Genomic DNA, 17,579 nt, shown 5'->3' with positions numbered 1-17,579 from the left:
TGTCCACTCTATACGCACCGAACGTGGTTCCGGATGCAGTTACCAGTCGGTCGGCGCGTAGTCCTTCAGGAACTGACCCCAGACGTGTTCGCCGGTGTTGAACCCGTGGATGATCGGATCAACGATGCGCGCGGCGCCGTCGACGATATCCAGCGGCGGATGGAAGCGCTCTTCCTTCACTTTCTTGGCCGCGATGTCCGCCGGATCCTCGTCGGTCACCCAGCCGGTGTCGACACTGTTCATGTGGATGCCGTCGTTCTGGTAATCGGCCGCCGAGGTGCGCGTCATCATGTTCAGCGCGGCCTTGGCCATGTTGGTGTGCGGGTGGCGTGTGGTCTTGAAGTTGCGGTAGAACTGCCCCTCCATCGCCGAGACGTTCACGATGTGCTTGTCACGCTCAGGCGTGCGCAGCATCAGCGGCTTCAGGCGCGCATTGATGATGAATGGCGCGATGGCGTTGACCAGCTGGGTTTCCAGCAGCTCCACCGACGGCACTTCGGCCATCAGCATGCGCCAGGAGTTGCGGCCGCGCAGATCCACCTGCTGCAGGTCCTGATCCAGCCGACCATCCGGGAACAGATGCTGCTGGGCGACCAGCTCGTCCTCCAGCAGCGGCACCTGCGACAGCTCGGCGGCACGGGTCAGGCCATTGGCGGCGTTGAAATCACGCCCCTGGACCACCGGCAGCGCGGCCGAGGCGGTGGTGCCGAGCAGTTCGGCACTGCGCAGGCCCTCGTAATCGCCGATCAGCTTGCGCAGCGTCTCGGGTACCTCATGCAGCGCGGCGGTTTCGCCGGCCATCATGTGCGCATAGAACTGCGGCGGGCGGCGCACGGTCTGGCAGGCGTTGTTGATGATGAAATCCAGGCGCGAACGGGTGGCCAGCAGCTCGTTGCAGAAGGCCTCCACGCTCGGGGTATGGCGCAGGTCCAGGCCGTACACCTGCAGGCGATGGCCCCACACGCCGAAGTCCGGCTCTTCGGCGTAACGCGCGGCCGAATCCCGCGGGAAGCGCGTGGTCACGATCAGCTCGGCACCGGCCCGCAGCAGCTTCAGGCCCGCCTGGTAGCCGATCTTGACCCGGCCGCCGGTCAGCAGCGCGACGCGACCGGTGAGGTCCGCCGTCTCGGTGCGCTTGACGAAGTTCAGCTCGGCGCAGGCCGGGCACATCTGGTCATAGAAGTGGTGCAGCTGGGTGAACTTCTGCTTGCACACGTAGCAGTGGCGCAGTTCCGGGGAATGCACCGGTTCCGGCGTGGCCGTCGCATTCTCGCCATTGGAGGCGTCATGCAGGCCGGGCGCATGCGGCGGGAAGTAGTTCGGGGTGCTGAACACCGGCTTGCGACGCAGGGCGCGGATACCGGTCTGGGCCAGCAGCGCCTCGGACTTGGCCACCTTTTCCTGATGCCGCGCCTTGGCCTGCTGCTTCAGCTTGGCCCGGCGGGCCTTGGGCTCGGGGTGATACACCTTGGCCACCACCTGGTGCAGGCGGACGCGATCAGCCTCGGGCAGCGTATCGAGCACGCTGCGGTCGGCTTCGATGGCCTCCAGCAGGTCCAGCGCGGTGCGCAGGCGGTCGGTCAGGGGCAGGTCGTCGTCGGCAAGGGGCAGGGCGGTGGTATTCAATTCGGATCCGGAAAGCAGCAGGAAGACAGGCATGGGGCGCTGCTCGACGGCCCCTGATGGGGGCATCCGCCAGCAGCCCGCGGCATACGGTGGGCCGCCATTGTCACTGATCCTGCGTCCGCTTGCTTTCCCGTTGCCATCAACCTGAATGGAGAAAGCGTGTGCGGGCCGATTTCAGGGTCACACCGTCCCGCTTGCCCTTGGGCACCAGCTTCAGTCCTTCAGGATCGATGGTGAGCGTATAGGCTTCATCCTCGATCAGGACTTCCCGGCGCAGGGGTTTATCGAGTGGCGTCATGACGGCCTACCGCTTCGGTGGCGAATCGCGCGTGGGCTCTGCCGGGGCTTCCGTGCCATGCCCGGAATCCTGCGTTTCGGAGGCCGCCGTCCCACTGCCACCGCCGGGCACGTTGCGCGAGGACGCGTTGCCCGCCGGTGCAGGTGCAGGCTGCTCGATGGTATCGGCGTGCTTGCCCTGATCGGTGGGCTCGGCCTTGTTGCAGCCCGCCAACGCCATCGCCGCAAGGGCACTGAACAACACGGTTCGCATGGCGATTCTCCGGAAGTGAGACGAGCCCGGTTTGTAACGCCGATGCCGTGCGCGGTGCGTGAGTCATCACTTATCACTCCGTGATGACAGACAGGGGGAGTAGCCTTGTCGCCGTCGAAGCTTAGCCGTTCCGTGGTCTACGGGCGGGGAGCCGGCGTGTTACGGAGCAGAGTTCACATCATGAGTATTCCCGAGGGATTGGACGAGCATCGTCGGGGGCAAGGCCTCACACGACGAGGCTTCCTTCTTGCGGTCGGTTCGGTTTCGCTGCTCGCGGCCTGCCGTGACAAAGCGCCTGCGGTGGCAGCGCCGGCTGCAACGGCGCCTGCGGCCAAGACCGGCACCGCCTTCCTCGACCTCTCTCACGCGTTGACCGGCAAGACCGATCTGAACCCGGCCACGGCCGACCGGATCGAGCAGGCGTTCGCCCATCTTCAGCCCGAGCTGCATGCGCAGTTCCCCACCCTGGTCACTCTGGCAGGGCAGGTGACTGGCGCACAGGCGCTGATCGCGGCGGCGGGCGACGCGAAACCCGCCGCGTTGGCCATCATCACCGCGTGGTACACGGGCACCGTTGGCAAGGGCGTGCACGCCGTGACCGTGTCCTACCGCGATGCGCTGATGCAGCGTTGCGTGGATGACGGTCTTTCACCACCGACCTACGCCCAAGGCGGCCCCGCCTGGTGGACCGCTGAGCCGCCGGCCCCGATTCGAGCACGCGCCTAAGTCCGCGCGGCCCTCTCTCTTCTGTTCCAGATCTGGATTCCTCTCATGAAAGCTCCGGTTTTCCGTGATGGCGACGCCGATGCCGACGTCGTGATCGTCGGCTCTGGCGTGGTCGGTGCCTTGATCGCCCACCAGTTGGTGCGTGCTGGCAAATCCGTGCTTGTGCTCGAAGCCGGGCCGCGCCTGAATCGCGCCGACGTGGTCGAAAACTGGCGCAACGTTAGCTTCGAGCGGCGCATCGGCAGCGATTTCCAAGGGCCGTTCCCGCAATCGAAATTCGCGACGGCGCCACTGTACTTCCCGGCCAACGATTACGTCGGCCTGACCGGCCCCGATGCCAGCAGCTTCCATCAGGGCTTCATCAAGGCGGTCGGTGGCACGACCTGGCACTGGGCTGCCTCCTGCTGGCGGCATCTGCCGGTCGACTTCAAGATGCAGTCCGCCTACGGGGTCGGACGCGATTGGCCGATCAGCTACGAGGACATCGAGCCGTACTACTGCCGCGCTGAAGAGGCCATGGGCGTCTCCGGCCCGAATGATCCCGCGCAGCAGAGCCCCTCGCAGCGCTCCAAGCCGTACCTGGCCGACATGATTCCGTGGGGCAACGGCGACAAGGTGTTTGCCGAGGTGGTCAATCCACACGGCTACAACCTGGTGCCGATTCCGCAGGGGCGCATGATCAAGCCCTGGAATGATCGCCCCGCGTGCTGTGGCAACAACAACTGCCAGCCGATCTGCCCGATCGGGGCCATGTACAACGGCGTCCACACCGTGCAGGCCGCCGAAGCGCTGGGCGCCAAGGTGCTGGCTGAAGCGGTGGCCTACAAGATCGACACCGATGCGCAGAACCGGGTGACCGCCATTCACTGGTATGACAGCGACAAGGTCAGCCACAAGGCCACCGGGCGCAGTTTCGTGATCGCCTGCAACGCGCTGGAGACGCCGCGTCTGCTGCTGCTGGCCGCCAACGCACAGAACCCGAACGGCATCGCCAATTCGTCCGACCAGGTCGGGCGCAACATGCTGGACCACTCCGGCTTCCACTGCTCCTTCATCGCGGACCGCCCGATCTGGCTCGGGCGTGGCCCGGCGCAGTCCAGCTGCATGGTCGGGCCGCGTGATGGTGCGTTCCGGTCGGAGTATTCGGCGACCAAGATCATCCTCAACAACATCAGTCGGGTGGCGATCGCCACCGACCAGGCATTGAAGATGGGGCTGGCCGGTGAGGCGCTGGACGCGGAAATCCGACGCCGCGCGATCTACGGGGTGGACCTGTCGATCAGCCTGGAGCCGCTGCCCGACCCGAGCAACCGGCTGACGCTGTCCAAGACCCGCGTCGATGGCCATGGCCTGGCCTGCCCGGACATCCATTACTCGCTGGGCGATTACGCGCGCAAGGGCTACGACAAATCCTGCGAGCAGCTGCGGCACATCGGCACGCTGTTCAACGCCGAAGAATTCGTGATCACCACGGCGCTCAATGCCAACAACCACATCATGGGCTCGACCATCATGGGTGCGGATCCGCGCGATTCCGTGGTCGATGGCGATTGTCGCGCGCATGATCATCCGAACCTGTGGCTGCCGGGCGGCAGCGCGATGGTCTCGGCCAGCGTCGTCAACAGCACCTTGACCATGGCTGCGTTGGCCCTGCGCGCGGCCGATGCCATCGAGCGTGCCGCATGAAGACCGTCGTGCTCATCGCATTGGGCCTGTTGGCCGGCGTCAGCCACACTGCGCGCGCCGATGACACCGTCGAACGTGGGCGCTACCTGTCCGTGGCCGCGGACTGCGTGGCGTGCCACACCAGCCCGAAGCAGGGCAGGCCTTACGCCGGCGGCTACGCGATCGCCTCGCCGCTGGGCGAGATCTGGGCGAGCAATATCACCCCGTCCAAGTCCCACGGCATTGGCAACTACACGGAGGCCGATTTCGCCAAGGCGGTCCGTGAGGGCGTGCGCAAGGATGGTGCCCATCTGTATCCGGCGATGCCGTACACCTCTTACGCCAAGCTGACCGACGAGGATATCCACGCGCTGTACGTCTACTTCATGCAGGCGGTCGCACCGGTCGATGAGGAGGCACGTACCACCGAGCTGCCATTCCCCTTCAGCGTGCGCTCGTCCATGGCTGTGTGGAATCTGCTGTTCCTGGACAAGACCCCGTTCAAACCTGATACGGCGCAGAGTGCCCAATGGAATCGGGGTGCCTACCTGGTGGAAGGGTTGGCGCACTGCTCCAGCTGCCACAGTCCACGCGGCCTGATGATGCAGGAAGTGGGCGGCAAAGCCTTTGCCGGTGGTTCGCTGGGCGATTGGTACGCGCCCAACATCACGTCGCATCCGATCAGCGGGATCGGCGGATGGACCGATGACGAACTGGCCGAGTACCTGAAGACCGGCCGGGTTGAGGGCAAAGGTCAGGCCGGTGGCGGTATGGCCGAGGCGGTCACGAACAGCCTTTCCAAACTGCGCGACGACGACATCAGCGCGATCGTGACCTATCTGCGGACGGTGCCGGCCGTGGCTGACAAGGATGCCACCCGTGCTGCGTTCGCCTGGGGCGATGCCGCCACGGCACCGGGCGAGCCCGCGATTCGCGGCACGGACGCGCCCATCGCCTCCGGTGCCGTGCTGTATTCCGGCCTCTGCGCCAGCTGCCATGGCTCCCGGGGCGAGGGCAGCAACGACGGCTACTACCCGTCGCTGGTGCACAACAGCACCGTCGGCATGGTCCGGCCACAGAACCTGGTGGCGACCATCATCGGCGGCATCGACCGCGAGGTGGACGGTAAGCACGTAGTGATGCCGCACTTTTCGGAAGGTTCCTACGTACAGGCGCTGAGCGATGCCGACATCGCCGCGGTCGCCAGCTACGTGCGGACCACCTTCGGCCCTGGCGACCAGGTCACCGCTGCCCAGGTCGCGCTGATCCGCGATGGTGGCGAGAAACCGCTGCTGGCCAAGATCGCGCGCCTTTGGCTGCCGTTGCTCATCCTGGCGCTTGCGGCTTTCGTGGTGGTGATCCTGCTGGTGCGACGCGCGTGGACCAGACGCAAGCAGCGGAGGGCTTCGGCATGAAGCGCACCTCCTTCGTTGTAAGCCTCGGGCTGATGGCCTCCGCGGCCGTCTTGCCGGCATGGGCGGCTGAACCAGAGGTCCCCAAACCCAAGGCCGTGGACACCATTGCCCAGACACCGCTCAGTGCGGACTGGGTGGCCCGCATCTGGCTGCAGGATCGTGGCGTGACCCCGAGCGCACGCATCGTGATCGCCACCGGCGTCAACAGCGATGGCTACAAGGGTTCCGGCTGGTCCACGGCCGAGCACGTTGATTTCGGTGCCATGATCGATACCGGCAAGGCCTTCGGTTTCGACGGCACGATGCGGGTGGTGTTCTCCGACCGCTTCGGCAATGCGGTCAATGACCGCTCGACCGGTTCCTACGTGCAGAACCAGGCGTTCTATGGCCAAGGGCAGAACCTGCGCTTCAACGAGCTCTCCTACGAGCGCTGGCTGCTGGACAAGCGGTTGAGCCTGAAGGGCGGCTTCTACTCGATGGGCAACGACTTCGGCGGTTTGCCGTACACCTGCAACTTCAACAACAACGGCCAGTGCGGCCATCCGCTGGGCCCGATCTACAGCTCCGGTTGGCTGGACAATCCGACCGGCCAGTGGGGCCTGCGGGTGAAGTGGGCTGATCCCTCGGGCTGGTACGCACAGACCGGCATTTACGATGTCGTGCCGATGCGCAAGCAGGAGGGCAGTGGCTTCCGCGTGTCCGACCGTGGCAAGACCGGCCTGTTCCTGCCCGTGGAAGTGGGCTACAGCCACGGCAACACCGGCGAGCATTATGGTGGCACCTACAAGGTCGGCTATTACCTGGACACGTCCAACGCGGACGACATCGGCAATCCGGCCGCACCGCGCGCGTCGCATCGCAGCGGTTCGTACATCCAGCTGGCGCAGCGCGTGCTGAAGCCCGAAGGCGACACCGTGCGCGGTCTGTCGGTATTCGGCGTGGCCACGCGTGCGGATGCCAAGACCGGCCTCATGCGGTATTCGTGGGAAGCCGGCCTGAGTTGGCGCGGTGTGGTGGCATCCCGCGAGGATGATGTGCTGAGCCTGGCATGGACCCGGCTGGACATCTCCGACCGCCTTGCCCAGTACCAGCGCATCACCGGCAAGGACGTGCAGCGCAACGAGCAGTTCGTGGAGCTCAATTACGGTGTGCAGGTCACTCCGTGGCTGATCCTGCGGCCTGCGGTGCAGTATGTGGCCCGCCCCGGGGCGTATGAGAGCCGCCCGGACAGCTGGGTGTTCACGCTGCAGGCGCAGGCCACGCTGTGATCACGCGGCACGGTCGTCCAGTGCACGTACGCTCCACATGTGGATGCCTAAAGTGATGCCCTCACCATCGAGGCTGGCACGCGTGAACCTGCAGACGACCGTTTCCCCACCGTTTCCCCGCCGTGCGATGCCCGACAGCTGCCACTTCGACCTGCTGGATGTGAGCGCGCTGCAGGACCCCTGCAGCGGTCGCATCGTTCACCTGTATTCGATGGTGGCGCGCTGCCTGTCGTGTGAGGTGATCTTCAAGGCGCAGGAAGGCGCTGGCTTTGTCAGCAACGCGGCGTCACGGGTACTGCGTTGCCCGACCGGCTGCGGCGAGCAGTCGCTCAAAGCCGCCACGCTGCGCCAGTGGACCCCTAAAGCCGCCTGAGCGTGTCGGCGTCACGGCATTGCCGCGACGCCACGCGATCATCAGAGCAGCAGCAACGCCGCGATCAATGCCGGTGGCATCACGAGCATGCCCAGCTTGAAGAACTGCAGCGCGCTGACGTTCTCGCCCTCCCGACGCAGCGCGACCAGCCACAGCATTGTGGCCAGCGACCCGGTCACCGAGAGGTTCGGCCCCAGATCGACGCCGATGAGCAGCGCCGCGCGGGTGTGCACCGGCAGGTCCGCCATCTGCCCCAGCGAGCCGGCCACCAGCCCGATGGGCAGGTTGTTGGCCAGATTGCTCGCCACCGCTGCCGCGATCCCTGCCACCCAGCTGGCTTCCGAAGGCGAGGTCCGTGCCAGCGCATCCAATGCGTGCGCCGCCGTGCGGATCACCCCGGTCTGGGCAACGGCTTCGACCAGCACGAACAGGCCAGCCACCAGGGGCAGCACCCCCCAGGCGACGTGACGCAGTATCGGCAGCGGGCTGCGACGCTGGCGCAGGCGAACCGCCGCCAAGGTGAGCGCACCTGCGCAGAAGGTCGTCACGCCTAGCGGGCCGTTCATCGCCGAGGTCACCAGCAGCACGATGCCGGTGAGCCCGACACCGATGGCGCACAGGCGACCGCCGTCGGACAGGGCGCGGTGCTCGATCCGCTCCGCCAGCGGGTGGGCGATCTGTCGGCGTTGAGCCAGGCGCAGCACCAGATACGTCATCAGGATCGCGGCCAGCGACGGCAGGCTGAACTGCCGCAGCCATTCTGGCAGCGAGGGCATGTGGCTGCCGAACACCACAAGGTTGGCGGGATTGGAGATGGGCAGCACGAAGCTGGCTGCGTTGGCAATGAACGCGCAGACGAACAGGTAGGGCAGTGGATTGGCGCGGGCCGCTTTGCAGGCCGCGTAAACCGCCGGTGTGAGCACCACGGCGGTGGCGTCGTTGGACAGGAAAATGGTCACCAGCGTGCCAACCAGGAAGACCAGATCAAACAGGCGCCGCCCGGATCCCTTGGCGTGCTGGACGGCATACATGGCCAGCCAGTCGAACAGCCCCTCGTGACGCGCCAGCTCGGCCAGCACCATCATGCCGATCAGGAACAGGTAGACGTCGCCGCCTTCGGCCACCGCCGCGATGGCCGTGGGGATGGGCACCAGGCCTGTCGCCACCAGCACCACGGCAGCGCCCAGTGCCCAGACATACTCGGGGATCCGCCAAGGACGAAAGATGACACCGCTGGTGGCAACGGCGGTCACCATCCAGATGATCAGGGAGGTTGTGGGGACGTGCATGCATGGCTCAGGAAAAACGCAGTGGCTGGCGTCAGGTCGCGTCCGTCGGTGCTGCCACCGTGGAAGCGCGGCCTGTGTGAGGTCGGGTCTCCGGCATGGCCATTGCCAGCACGAAGGCCAGGGCTGCAATCGCCGCCAGGGTCAGGAACGCGACATCATACCCAGCGAACTGCACGATCACCCCGGCCAAGCCCGGACTGAGCGCAGCACCCAGCCCGAAGACCGTCGAGACTGCACCGAGCGTGACGTTGAATCGGCCGGTTCCCTGGGTCAGATCACTGACCATGACGGGGAGCAGCGCCCCGAAGATACCCGCACCGATGCCATCCAGCAGTTGCACACCCAGCAGCCATGCCGGCGCATCGGACAGTGGATAAAGTACGCCACGGATCGGCAGGATCAGAAAGCCGGCCAACAGCAGTGGCTTGCGTCCCCACACATCGGCCCGTGTTCCGACCAGCATCGCGGCCGGCACCATGACCAGTTGTGCCGCGACGATGCACGCCGCCGTCAAGGTGGTGGCCAACGCAGGGTTGGTCTGGGAGAGTTTCTGACCGACCAGGGGCAGCATCGCCGCGTTGGCCAGGTGGAACAGCGCACAGCACGCTGCCAGCGTGAGCAGGGTACGGTCGCGCAGGAGCATGCCAAAGGAGGATGGCCCCGGCTGTCGCTCCGGTGCGGCCGGCGATCCGCGCGCCTGCTCATGGTCGATGGCCTTGGCCGGCACCATCAGCACCGCGGCCACGCTGGCCAGGGTGAGTGCGGCCATCAGGTAGAACACCACGACCGGGCCTCCGATGTACGCCAGCCCCCCGGCCAGGACCGCCGCAACGGCGTTCCCTGCGTGATTGAACGTCTCATTGCGACCCATGCGCCGCGCGAACGCCCGTGGCCCGACGATGCCCAGCGAGATGGCCGCGATGGCCGGGGCAAAGACGGTACCCGCGACGGCGCTGACAGCCTGGGTCGCGGCCACCAGCGTGAACGAGGTGATCCACGGCAGCACGACGCAACTGCCGGTGACCAGAAGGGCAGCGATGACGACCGTGGCCCGCTTGGCGTTGACCCGATCCATCAGCGCGCCTGCCGGCGTCTGCGCCAGCAGGGCAGCGAGTCCCCCCACCGTCATCACCAGGCCGATGCTGGCTGGGTCCCATTTGTGCACGGCCAACAGGTAGATCGCAAGATATGGCCCCAATCCATCGCGGACATCGGCCAGGAAAAAGTTCACCGCGTCGAGCGAGCGATCAGCCGAGCGCACGGGCAAGGGGGCAGGGGGAGGTGGGTTCACGTGCGTTGGCTCGATGCTCGCTGGGTCAGCCCCGATACCGGTGGGGGGCGCATGTTATGCGCGTCCGCCTGTGAGGGTCGTGTGGCGCCACACGCAGAAGAGCCCCGGAATCTCCAGGGCTCTGGGTACCATGTGCTTCAGACCGACCGGGTTTTACAGCCCCCACTTCTCCGGGTCGGCGTGCTTCTCTTTGTAGATCACACCCGAGAAGTCCACATGGAGCTCGGTCCACTCGCCACCCTTACGGCGTGCGAGCACTTCGAAGTGCTTGGGCTTGCGCGCGGGCTCGCCGGTTGGCGTCCAGCCATCCTTCTTCACTGCGGCCACGGCGACACGAGGATCCGCCGGCCCCTCCGGGTGACGATGCTTGGGGCCGTGATGCGGCTTCTTGTGCTCCACCTCTACAAAGCTGCCGCCCTTCCTGGCGATACGGGCCACTTTGATTTCCGACGGACGCTGTTCCCCTTCCAGCCTGACGGCAACGCCTTCCTTGAGCGCAAACGCCTCTGCCCCTTTGGGGCCGAGGTCTGCCAGATACGCCTGATCGTTGCAGATCAGGGTGAAGCGGTGCGCGAACACGTGTTCGATGACGCCAGCGAGGGCGACCTTTTCATGGTGCGGCATGCATTTCTCCTGAGAGCGCCCAACCGCGGGCGCTCTGGTTCAATGCGTCTGTCCGCCACTGATTCAAGCGGCGCGCCCGCGGCGTTCAGGTGGCCGCAAGCCGGCCCACCGACCCTGTCGGCGTGAACACTGCGCCAACGCGTTAAAATGGCACACCGCCGACGCCGTTCCAGGGCCCATCGCAATGCCATACACCACCCGCGACGCGATCCAGCGGCTGCGCGAGCAGATCCCGACCTTCCGCTGCATCGTGGGGTGTACGGACTGTTGTGGCCCGGTCACCGCCTCAAGTGAGGAAGTGGCGCGGCTGCCGGTCAAGAGCGATGCCGAGCACGCTGCCGCGCTGGCGGACCTGAGCTGTCCCTATCTCGGCAAGCAGGGCTGTGAGGTGTACGAAGAACGCCCCTTGATCTGCCGCATGTTCGGGACGACCCCCAGCCTGCGCTGCCCCAACGGCCAGCGGCCGGTCTACATGCTGGATGAATCGGTGGAGAAGGAGATCCATCAGTTTCTTCGCAGCACCCGGCAGGTGCTCATCTAGCAGCGCTGGGCCACCAGCGAGGCTCAAGGTCAGTTCGGCCTGCGTGCGCCCAGCCGCCATATCGCCAGACCACCGTAAAGCGCCAGCAGCGCGAGCAGGGTCCAGAGCTCGTGGCTGACTTCACCCAGGCTGGCATCCATCTGATTCAACCGCACCATCAGGTTGATGCCGGGCGTGGTCGGCAGCAGGTGGGCCAAGGCCACCAGCACGGGCGGGGAGGTGACCGCCGGCCAGGACAGGTTGGCCAGGAAGAACAGCGGGATGGAGCAGGCGACGACCACCTGGAAGGCACGTTCGCGGGTCGCGAAAAAGCTGCCGATGAACAGCCCGAACGCCACCGTGGCGGCGATGAACAACGTGCCGCCCAGCAACTGCCCGAGTGGATTGCCACCACGCGGGTAGTCCTGCACCCACGCGGTGAAACCGGCGTAATACAGCAGCCCGAGCAGGCCGATGGCACCGAAGCCAATCGCCATGCCGGCCAGTGTCGGCATGTCAAAGCGCAGGCGCCGGCCCAACGCCAACCGTCGCGCGCCGAGCAGTACGCCGATGCCCATCAGCAGCGTCTGATGCACGATCAGCTCCGCCACGCCGGGCACGATGGCGCTGCCGTACCCTTCCTGCGTATTGAACAGCGGGCGCTGCACCAACGTGATCGGCGGTGCCTGCGGCGCCCCCATGAACGCCGCCTGGGACACGGCCGCCTCGCGCGCGAAGGCGGTCAGGGCCTCGGCCACGCCGCCGAGCACCCAACTGGCGCGGCCGAGGTAGGCACCGTTGCCCATCAACACCAGATAGCCGTGGCTGCCGCGCAGAATGTCGCGTTCAAGGTTGGCCGGGATCAGCAGAATGCCTTCGGCCTTGCCGGTTTCCAGCACATGGCGTGCCTGGTCGATGCTGGCCGGCTGATCAACAATGCGTACCGTGTGCAGCGCGTCCACCCGCCGCAGCAATTCTCGACTGGTGGCACTCTGGTCGTGGTCGACCACCACGATGGGCAGGTTGCTGGCCACCTGGTGGCGGTACGCAGCAGGGTAGAAGAACGAGTAAAGCACCACCGCGCCGACCATCAGCACGACCGCATACCGATCGGTGAGCACGGTGCGCAGGGTCAGGCGCAGGCTGTCGACGAAGCGGTTCATGCGCGGGTCTCGCGTGGTGTACCCGGCACCACCGGATCGGCGCTGCGCGCGGCAGCAATCAATCGCCAGCCACCGATGCCACCGGCCACCACCACCATCAGCAGCAGCGTCCCCAGTGGCCACAGCGAGACACTCCACGGCGCGCCCACGAACTGCTGCTGGGTCTGCAGCTTCACGTAAGCGGTCAGTGGCAGCAGGAGATTCCAGACCCGGGTGAACAGCGGCGCATCGACCACCGGGAAGGTGGCGCCGGAGAACGCCAGCGCGGTGCCGATGCTCAGGCCGATCGCCGACAGTGACGTGCCCATGTCCCGGGTGAGCCCGACAAACAGCAGGGCCACCGCCGCGCAGGCCAGGTAGAACACCGGTTGCCCCAGCATCAGCAGCAGGGCACTGCCGGCGATGCCATCGCCACGCAGCAGGGCAAGGTAAAGCACCCCGAGTGCACCGTAGACCGAGAACAGCAGCACGTACGGCACGACCTTGCCGGCGATCGCCGACCATGGGGTGTCGCCCAGCCAGTCGCGCAGGTGTCCATCGCGGACCTCACGGCCTAGGCTGGCTGCAACCGCCAGTGCCAGCCCCAGGGAGAGGATCGCCGGAAACAGCAAAGGCAGCAGGAACAGCTCATAGCTGCGCGCGGGGTTGTGCAGAATGTCCGATTGCACGGCGATCGGCGGCGCGCGCAGCTTGGCCGGTCCCACCTGCTTGCCGATGCGTTCGCCCAGCAGCCGCGCGTTCCAGGCGCTGACCGCTTCGGCGATATCGCGCACGGCGGATTGGCCGGTGGTGAGGTAGGTGGCGTTGTAGTACGCGAACACCGTGCCCTGTTCGCCGCGCAGTGCCTGTCGCGTGGCATCGCGCGGCACCAGTACGATCGCAAAGACGTCCAACCGGCGCAGCTGCGATTGCGCCTCGGCCAGGCTGGACGGCTGGCTGGCCACGCTCACGCCGGGGCTGGCATCGAGCATGCGGGCCAGCTGGCGGCTTTCAGCGCTGCGGTCCAGGTCGACCATGGCGATGGGGATGTCGCGCATCACCGAGGAGGCGAACAACCATGCCATCAGCCCCAGCATCACCGCAGGCAGCAGCGTGATCAGCAGCAGATCGGCACGATCGCGGCGCAGGTGCTGAACCTCGCGCTGGAACGAGGCCGCAGCGCTCGCCCACACCGGCCGGCTCATCCCTGCGGCCACCCGAACAACACGCTCATCCCGGGGCGGAAGCCTTCGATCGGGGCGACCGGGCGCAGCCGGATCTCGAAGCTGCGCACGTCATAGCCGGAGGATTGTCGGGTGGCACGCCACGTGGCGTAGTCACCGGCGGGATTGATGAAATACACCTCGAATTCGGCGTCACGATCCAGTGCGGGCACGTTGCCGCGCAGGCGGGTACCGACCTTCAGGCCCCGCATCTGCGATTCGCGCAGGTTCACCGACACCCACATGCGGTCGATGTCGACCAGGGTGAAGACCGGGTAGCCGGCCGGCACCAGTTCGCCGATATCCGACATGCGTTTGTTGATCTCGCCAGCCATGGGCGCGCGGCCATTGACCTCGTCGCGGGCCGCATCCACCTCGGCCACCGCACCCTGCGCCTGGCGGACCTGGCCCTGCGCGGCGCGCTTGTCCTGATCGCGCGCGCCGGCCAGCGCCTGGTCGTACTGCGCCCGTGCGGCATTGGACAGCTCGCGCGAACTGCGCGCCTGGGCCAATGCCTCGTCACGTTTCTGGCGGGTCATCACGCCTTCGTTGAAGAGGTTCTGCACGCGCTGATAGGTGGCATCGGCCAGGGTGGCACCGGCCTCGGCGCGTTTCCAGTTGGCCTGCGCAGCACGGATGTCCTCGCTGCGTGCCCCTTCGTCGGCCTTGTCGGCCACCGCCCGCGCTGCCTCCAGCGCGCCTTGGGCCTGTTGCTCCTTGGCCGCCACTTCGGGGCTGTCCAGCACGAACAGCACCTGGCCGGCGGTGACCCGGTCGCCCTCGCGCACCTTCAGCTCGGCCAGCCGCGCGGTGATCTTGGCGGCCACGTTGATCGTGTCGGCGTCGGCCATGCCCTGCAGCTGTTCGGCCGGGGTGCGCCAGGCCAGCCACAGGCCGACTACGACCACGATCGACAGCACCAGCGCGATGACGATCCCGAGCCTGCGCTTCTTCGGCGGCGGCGCGTCGGCCGGTGCCTGCAATGTGTCATTCATGGGTGATCACCTCGTCGCCGCGGCGGCGGAACTCTTCATATCGATCCATCTGTCCACTGATCTCCAGCAGTTGTGCCAGCGCCACGTCATAGTGGTAGGCCGCCTGGGCACGCTCGACCTGCGCGCCACCCAGACCCAGGCGCGCATCGATCACGTCCAGCGAGGTGGCTTGGCCCTCACGGAAGGCAAGCTCCTGCAGCCGCAGGTTCTCGCGGTTCTGTTCGATGCTGCTGTCCAGCAGCAGGAACTGCTGGCGGGCGGTGTCCAGTTCGTACCAGGCCTTGCGCACGCCCAGCGTCACCTGGTTCTCGGCTTCGCGCAGGCCGGCTTCGGCCTGATCCTGCTGCGCGCGGGCGGCGCTGATCTGGGCGGGGCGCGAGGTGGGCGAGAGGAACGTGTACTTGAGGCCGATGCCGAACGCCCAGTCCGGGTCGGTCAACATTTCGTCGCGACGGCGGAAATCGTACTGGCCAAACAGGAACACGGTGGGTTTCAGCTTGGCCTGCTGCACGCGCACGCCTTGCTCGGCCTGGGCCACCAGGGCGCGCAGCCGGGCAATCTGGGGCTGCCGGGCCTGTGCATCGCGTTCGAAGGTGGGCAGGGCACCGATCGGCGCGCGATGCACAAACAAGGGTGACAGCGGGCGGACGTCGCCACCGCTGCGGAGCAGGGTGGCCAATGCGGCCTTCAGCGTCTCCAGATCATTCAGGGATTTCTGGTACTCGCGCTCGGCCTTGTCGCGGGCGACGTTGGCCTGCAGGCGCTGGGCGCGGGTGGCAAAGCCTTCGCGTTCCAGTTTCTGGGCATCGTCGAGGTGTTGCTGCAGCCCATCGCGCACCTCGCGGCGCACGTCCACGGCCTGCTCGGCGAGACGCTGGCCGAAGTAGGCCTGGACCAGCTGCACGCTCAGCGACTGACGCTGCGACTCGCGCTCGGCGCTGGCCTGGTCGGTCGCGCCTGCTGCGGCCTGTTGGGCCGCCGGGATCAAGCCACCGGTGTACAGCGGCAACACCGCCGTGACCACCGGGCGGGTGCGCCAATCGCGCTCGGTGAACTGCAACGGCGAGTCGATGCCGAACGCCTCAGCGACCGGCGTCAAGGAGCCCAGGGGCAGGGTGAGGGTCTTCTGGAACTGCAGCCGGCGCACTTCACCGGTGATCTCTGGAAGACGCAGCAGACGCGTGGCGTCCTGCAGGTCCTGCTTGTTGCGCACCGACGCATCCGCCGCGGCCAGGGCATCGGACACCTGCTCCAGCCGCTGCTGGGACTGCTGCCAATCCAAGGCGGGGACCGCGGCGCCGTCCGGTGCGGGCTGGGCGATGGCCGCGCCACTCAATAGAATCAGGGAAAAACAGGTAAGTCCTTTTAACGCGCGCGTTGGCGGCCAATGCCGGCTCACGAGGGGCAGCTCCATGGGGTGTGACGGCAAGAGAGTAGTGTGCGCCGCGTGAAGTGTGGGTCTTCACGTCTGGCGCCAGCCACGGGTGGCGAGGTAATCCAGAACACCCACGACCAACAGCGACAGGCCCACCAGCGGGAACACCACGCCACCGATGCACAGCAGCACGAAGACACCCGCCACGCTTCGCCCGTGCTTCGGCAGTGGCGGCACGCCGATCCCACCGATGGGCCGCCGCTTCCACCACATCACCGCACCGCTGAGGCAGAGCAGGAGGATCGCTGCGCACGCGACGATCAGCACCACACGGTTGACCGTGCCGTACTCGTTGCCGAGATGGACGTTGATGCCCCATTCCAGTCCACGCCCAAGTGCACCGTAATCGGCGTAGCCCATGTCCAGCAGAACCCGGCCGCTGTACTGGTCCAGATGCACCACCCGCTGGCGCGAAAGATCCTCCGGATAGACCGAGGCGGTGTAAACCCCCATCGGCCCACGCGGCAGCGCGATGCTGTAACCCGGCGCAAGGCCGAGTGCGTTGAACCGGCGCATGGCCCCGTCGATGCCGAGCGCGCCGGGCTGCGGCGACAGGTCCCCGAGTGGGCCGCCACCATGTGCGGCATGCCCGTCATCGGCAGCGGCGTGCTGGACATGCGGCACCGCCGAGACCGGCAGCTGTGCCTGCTCCATCGACCACGCTGGCGTGGTGGTGTCGGCTAGCCGATGCGCGGACATCGGCACGTCCACACGCACCCCGGCCGGGTAACCATAGTCGTGACCGTTCGCCCAGGCATTGACCTGGTTGCCCCAGACCACCGACCACGGCATGCCGGTCACGGCCAGGAACACGAGCACACCGCCCACCCAGACGCCGGTCACCGCATGCAGGTCGCGCCAGAACAGCCGCTGTCGCGGCTGCCCGCGAACCGTGGTGATCCCACCGTTCTGTCCGCGCGGCCACCACAGGTACACGCCGGTCGCCACCAGAAGGATGGCCCAGCCGGCGGCGATCTCGATCAGGGCACTGGCGTAATCACCGAGCAGATCGAGGCTATGCAGCTGCCGCACCACGCCCGAGAACGTTCCCTTGTCCGGCAGGTGCCCGAGCACCTGCGCGGTGCCCGGTTCGACGTAGTAGACCTGCCGTCGACCGTCGGCCTCTTGTACGCCGATCTCGATGCTGCCGTCGGCGTACTCCGGGGTGGTGTAACGGAAGATCTCCCCGTGACTGACGGCGTTGACGCCCGCCAGCTGGGCGCTGGCAGGCGAGGGTGGCACCGCTGCGTTCTGCACTACCTTCAGATCGTGATGGATCCAGCGATCGATCGGCTTCTGGTAGACGTATACCGCGCCGGTCAGCGCCAGCCAGGCGATGAAGGGCAGCACGAACAGGCCGGCATAGAAGTGCCACCGCCACACCGCGCGGTAGAAACGCCAGCGATCCGATGCACGCGGGGTAGCAGGGGTTGGCAT

At 66.6% G+C, this 17,579-nt stretch carries 17 protein-coding genes; 6 read left to right on the top strand and 11 right to left on the bottom strand.

The features are described 5' to 3' along the window. Window positions 1-39 precede the first annotated feature (39 nt). From K4043_RS02115 to K4043_RS02105, 3 genes are all read right to left on the bottom strand, one after another. Entirely contained in the window at window positions 40-1,626 is a 1,587-nt protein-coding gene (locus K4043_RS02115) for an SDR family oxidoreductase (protein ID WP_265308012.1), read from the bottom strand. A 139-nt stretch (window positions 1,627-1,765) separates the two neighbouring features. Continuing rightward, window positions 1,766-1,924 carry a hypothetical protein gene (locus tag K4043_RS02110; protein ID WP_265308562.1) on the bottom strand — a complete coding sequence of 53 codons (159 nt, stop codon included), beginning with the start codon at window positions 1,922-1,924 and terminating at the stop codon, window positions 1,766-1,768. 6 nt (window positions 1,925-1,930) lie between these two features. Further along, entirely contained in the window at window positions 1,931-2,176 is a 246-nt protein-coding gene (locus K4043_RS02105; protein ID WP_123729329.1) for a hypothetical protein, read from the bottom strand. Window positions 2,177-2,356: 180 nt separating this feature from the next. Between K4043_RS02105 and K4043_RS02100 the strand changes: the two genes are divergently transcribed. From K4043_RS02100 to K4043_RS02080, 5 genes are all read left to right on the top strand, one after another. Then, entirely contained in the window at window positions 2,357-2,902 is a 546-nt protein-coding gene (locus K4043_RS02100) for a sugar dehydrogenase complex small subunit (protein WP_123729328.1), read from the top strand. Between the two features lie 45 nt (window positions 2,903-2,947). Then, window positions 2,948-4,588: a GMC family oxidoreductase gene (locus tag K4043_RS02095; protein ID WP_265308011.1), complete on the top strand. Its 1,641-nt coding sequence runs from the start codon at window positions 2,948-2,950 to the stop codon at window positions 4,586-4,588. Continuing rightward, window positions 4,585-5,982 carry a cytochrome c gene (locus tag K4043_RS02090; RefSeq protein WP_265308010.1) on the top strand — a complete coding sequence of 466 codons (1,398 nt, stop codon included), beginning with the start codon at window positions 4,585-4,587 and terminating at the stop codon, window positions 5,980-5,982. Before K4043_RS02095 ends, K4043_RS02090 begins: the two co-directional genes overlap by 4 nt. Then, window positions 5,979-7,250, top strand: a complete 1,272-nt coding sequence (locus K4043_RS02085) for a carbohydrate porin (RefSeq protein WP_265308009.1) — start codon at window positions 5,979-5,981, stop codon at window positions 7,248-7,250. The genes K4043_RS02090 and K4043_RS02085 overlap by 4 nt, the downstream gene beginning before the upstream one ends. An 82-nt stretch (window positions 7,251-7,332) precedes the next feature. Continuing rightward, the gene (locus K4043_RS02080; protein WP_265308008.1) at window positions 7,333-7,623 is read left to right on the top strand and encodes a hypothetical protein; all 291 of its coding nucleotides are present in this window, start codon (window positions 7,333-7,335) and stop codon (window positions 7,621-7,623) included. A gap of 41 nt (window positions 7,624-7,664) precedes the next feature. Here the strand turns inward: K4043_RS02080 and K4043_RS02075 are convergent, their stop codons facing one another. The 3 genes from K4043_RS02075 to K4043_RS02065 all read right to left on the bottom strand — a co-directional run bounded on the left by K4043_RS02075 (window position 7,665) and on the right by K4043_RS02065 (window position 10,827). After that, window positions 7,665-8,912, bottom strand: coding sequence for an arsenic transporter (locus tag K4043_RS02075; RefSeq protein WP_265308007.1), 1,248 nt, complete (start codon window positions 8,910-8,912; stop codon window positions 7,665-7,667). 31 nt (window positions 8,913-8,943) lie between these two features. Then, window positions 8,944-10,173 carry an MFS transporter gene (locus K4043_RS02070; protein ID WP_260232230.1) on the bottom strand — a complete coding sequence of 410 codons (1,230 nt, stop codon included), beginning with the start codon at window positions 10,171-10,173 and terminating at the stop codon, window positions 8,944-8,946. Between the two features lie 183 nt (window positions 10,174-10,356). Then, complete coding sequence (locus tag K4043_RS02065; RefSeq protein WP_265308006.1) at window positions 10,357-10,827, bottom strand: hypothetical protein; 471 nt, start codon at window positions 10,825-10,827, stop codon at window positions 10,357-10,359. 184 nt (window positions 10,828-11,011) lie between these two features. Here K4043_RS02065 and K4043_RS02060 point away from each other — a divergent pair, with 184 nt between their 5' ends. Next, on the top strand, window positions 11,012-11,368 hold the full coding sequence (locus K4043_RS02060; RefSeq protein WP_123729320.1) for a YkgJ family cysteine cluster protein: 357 nt from the start codon (window positions 11,012-11,014) through the stop codon (window positions 11,366-11,368). Between the two features lie 29 nt (window positions 11,369-11,397). Here the strand turns inward: K4043_RS02060 and K4043_RS02055 are convergent, their stop codons facing one another. The 5 genes from K4043_RS02055 to K4043_RS02035 form a co-directional block, all read right to left on the bottom strand. After that, a complete protein-coding gene (locus tag K4043_RS02055) occupies window positions 11,398-12,510 on the bottom strand; it encodes an ABC transporter permease (protein ID WP_265308005.1) in 1,113 nt (370 codons plus the stop codon). Next, window positions 12,507-13,694: an ABC transporter permease gene (locus tag K4043_RS02050; protein WP_265308004.1), complete on the bottom strand. Its 1,188-nt coding sequence runs from the start codon at window positions 13,692-13,694 to the stop codon at window positions 12,507-12,509. The genes K4043_RS02055 and K4043_RS02050 overlap by 4 nt, the downstream gene beginning before the upstream one ends. After that, on the bottom strand, window positions 13,691-14,707 hold the full coding sequence (locus K4043_RS02045; RefSeq protein WP_265308003.1) for an efflux RND transporter periplasmic adaptor subunit: 1,017 nt from the start codon (window positions 14,705-14,707) through the stop codon (window positions 13,691-13,693). Before K4043_RS02045 ends, K4043_RS02050 begins: the two co-directional genes overlap by 4 nt. After that, complete coding sequence (locus tag K4043_RS02040) at window positions 14,700-16,106, bottom strand: TolC family protein (protein WP_265308002.1); 1,407 nt, start codon at window positions 16,104-16,106, stop codon at window positions 14,700-14,702. Before K4043_RS02040 ends, K4043_RS02045 begins: the two co-directional genes overlap by 8 nt. A gap of 63 nt (window positions 16,107-16,169) precedes the next feature. Then, window positions 16,170-17,579 carry a PepSY domain-containing protein gene (locus K4043_RS02035; protein ID WP_265308001.1) on the bottom strand — a complete coding sequence of 470 codons (1,410 nt, stop codon included), beginning with the start codon at window positions 17,577-17,579 and terminating at the stop codon, window positions 16,170-16,172.

The organism is Stenotrophomonas sp. SRS1, assembly GCF_026130205.1.
Lineage (GTDB): Bacteria > Pseudomonadota > Gammaproteobacteria > Xanthomonadales > Xanthomonadaceae > Stenotrophomonas > Stenotrophomonas rhizophila_B.
This window is presented reverse-complemented; position numbering and strand designations above follow the sequence as displayed.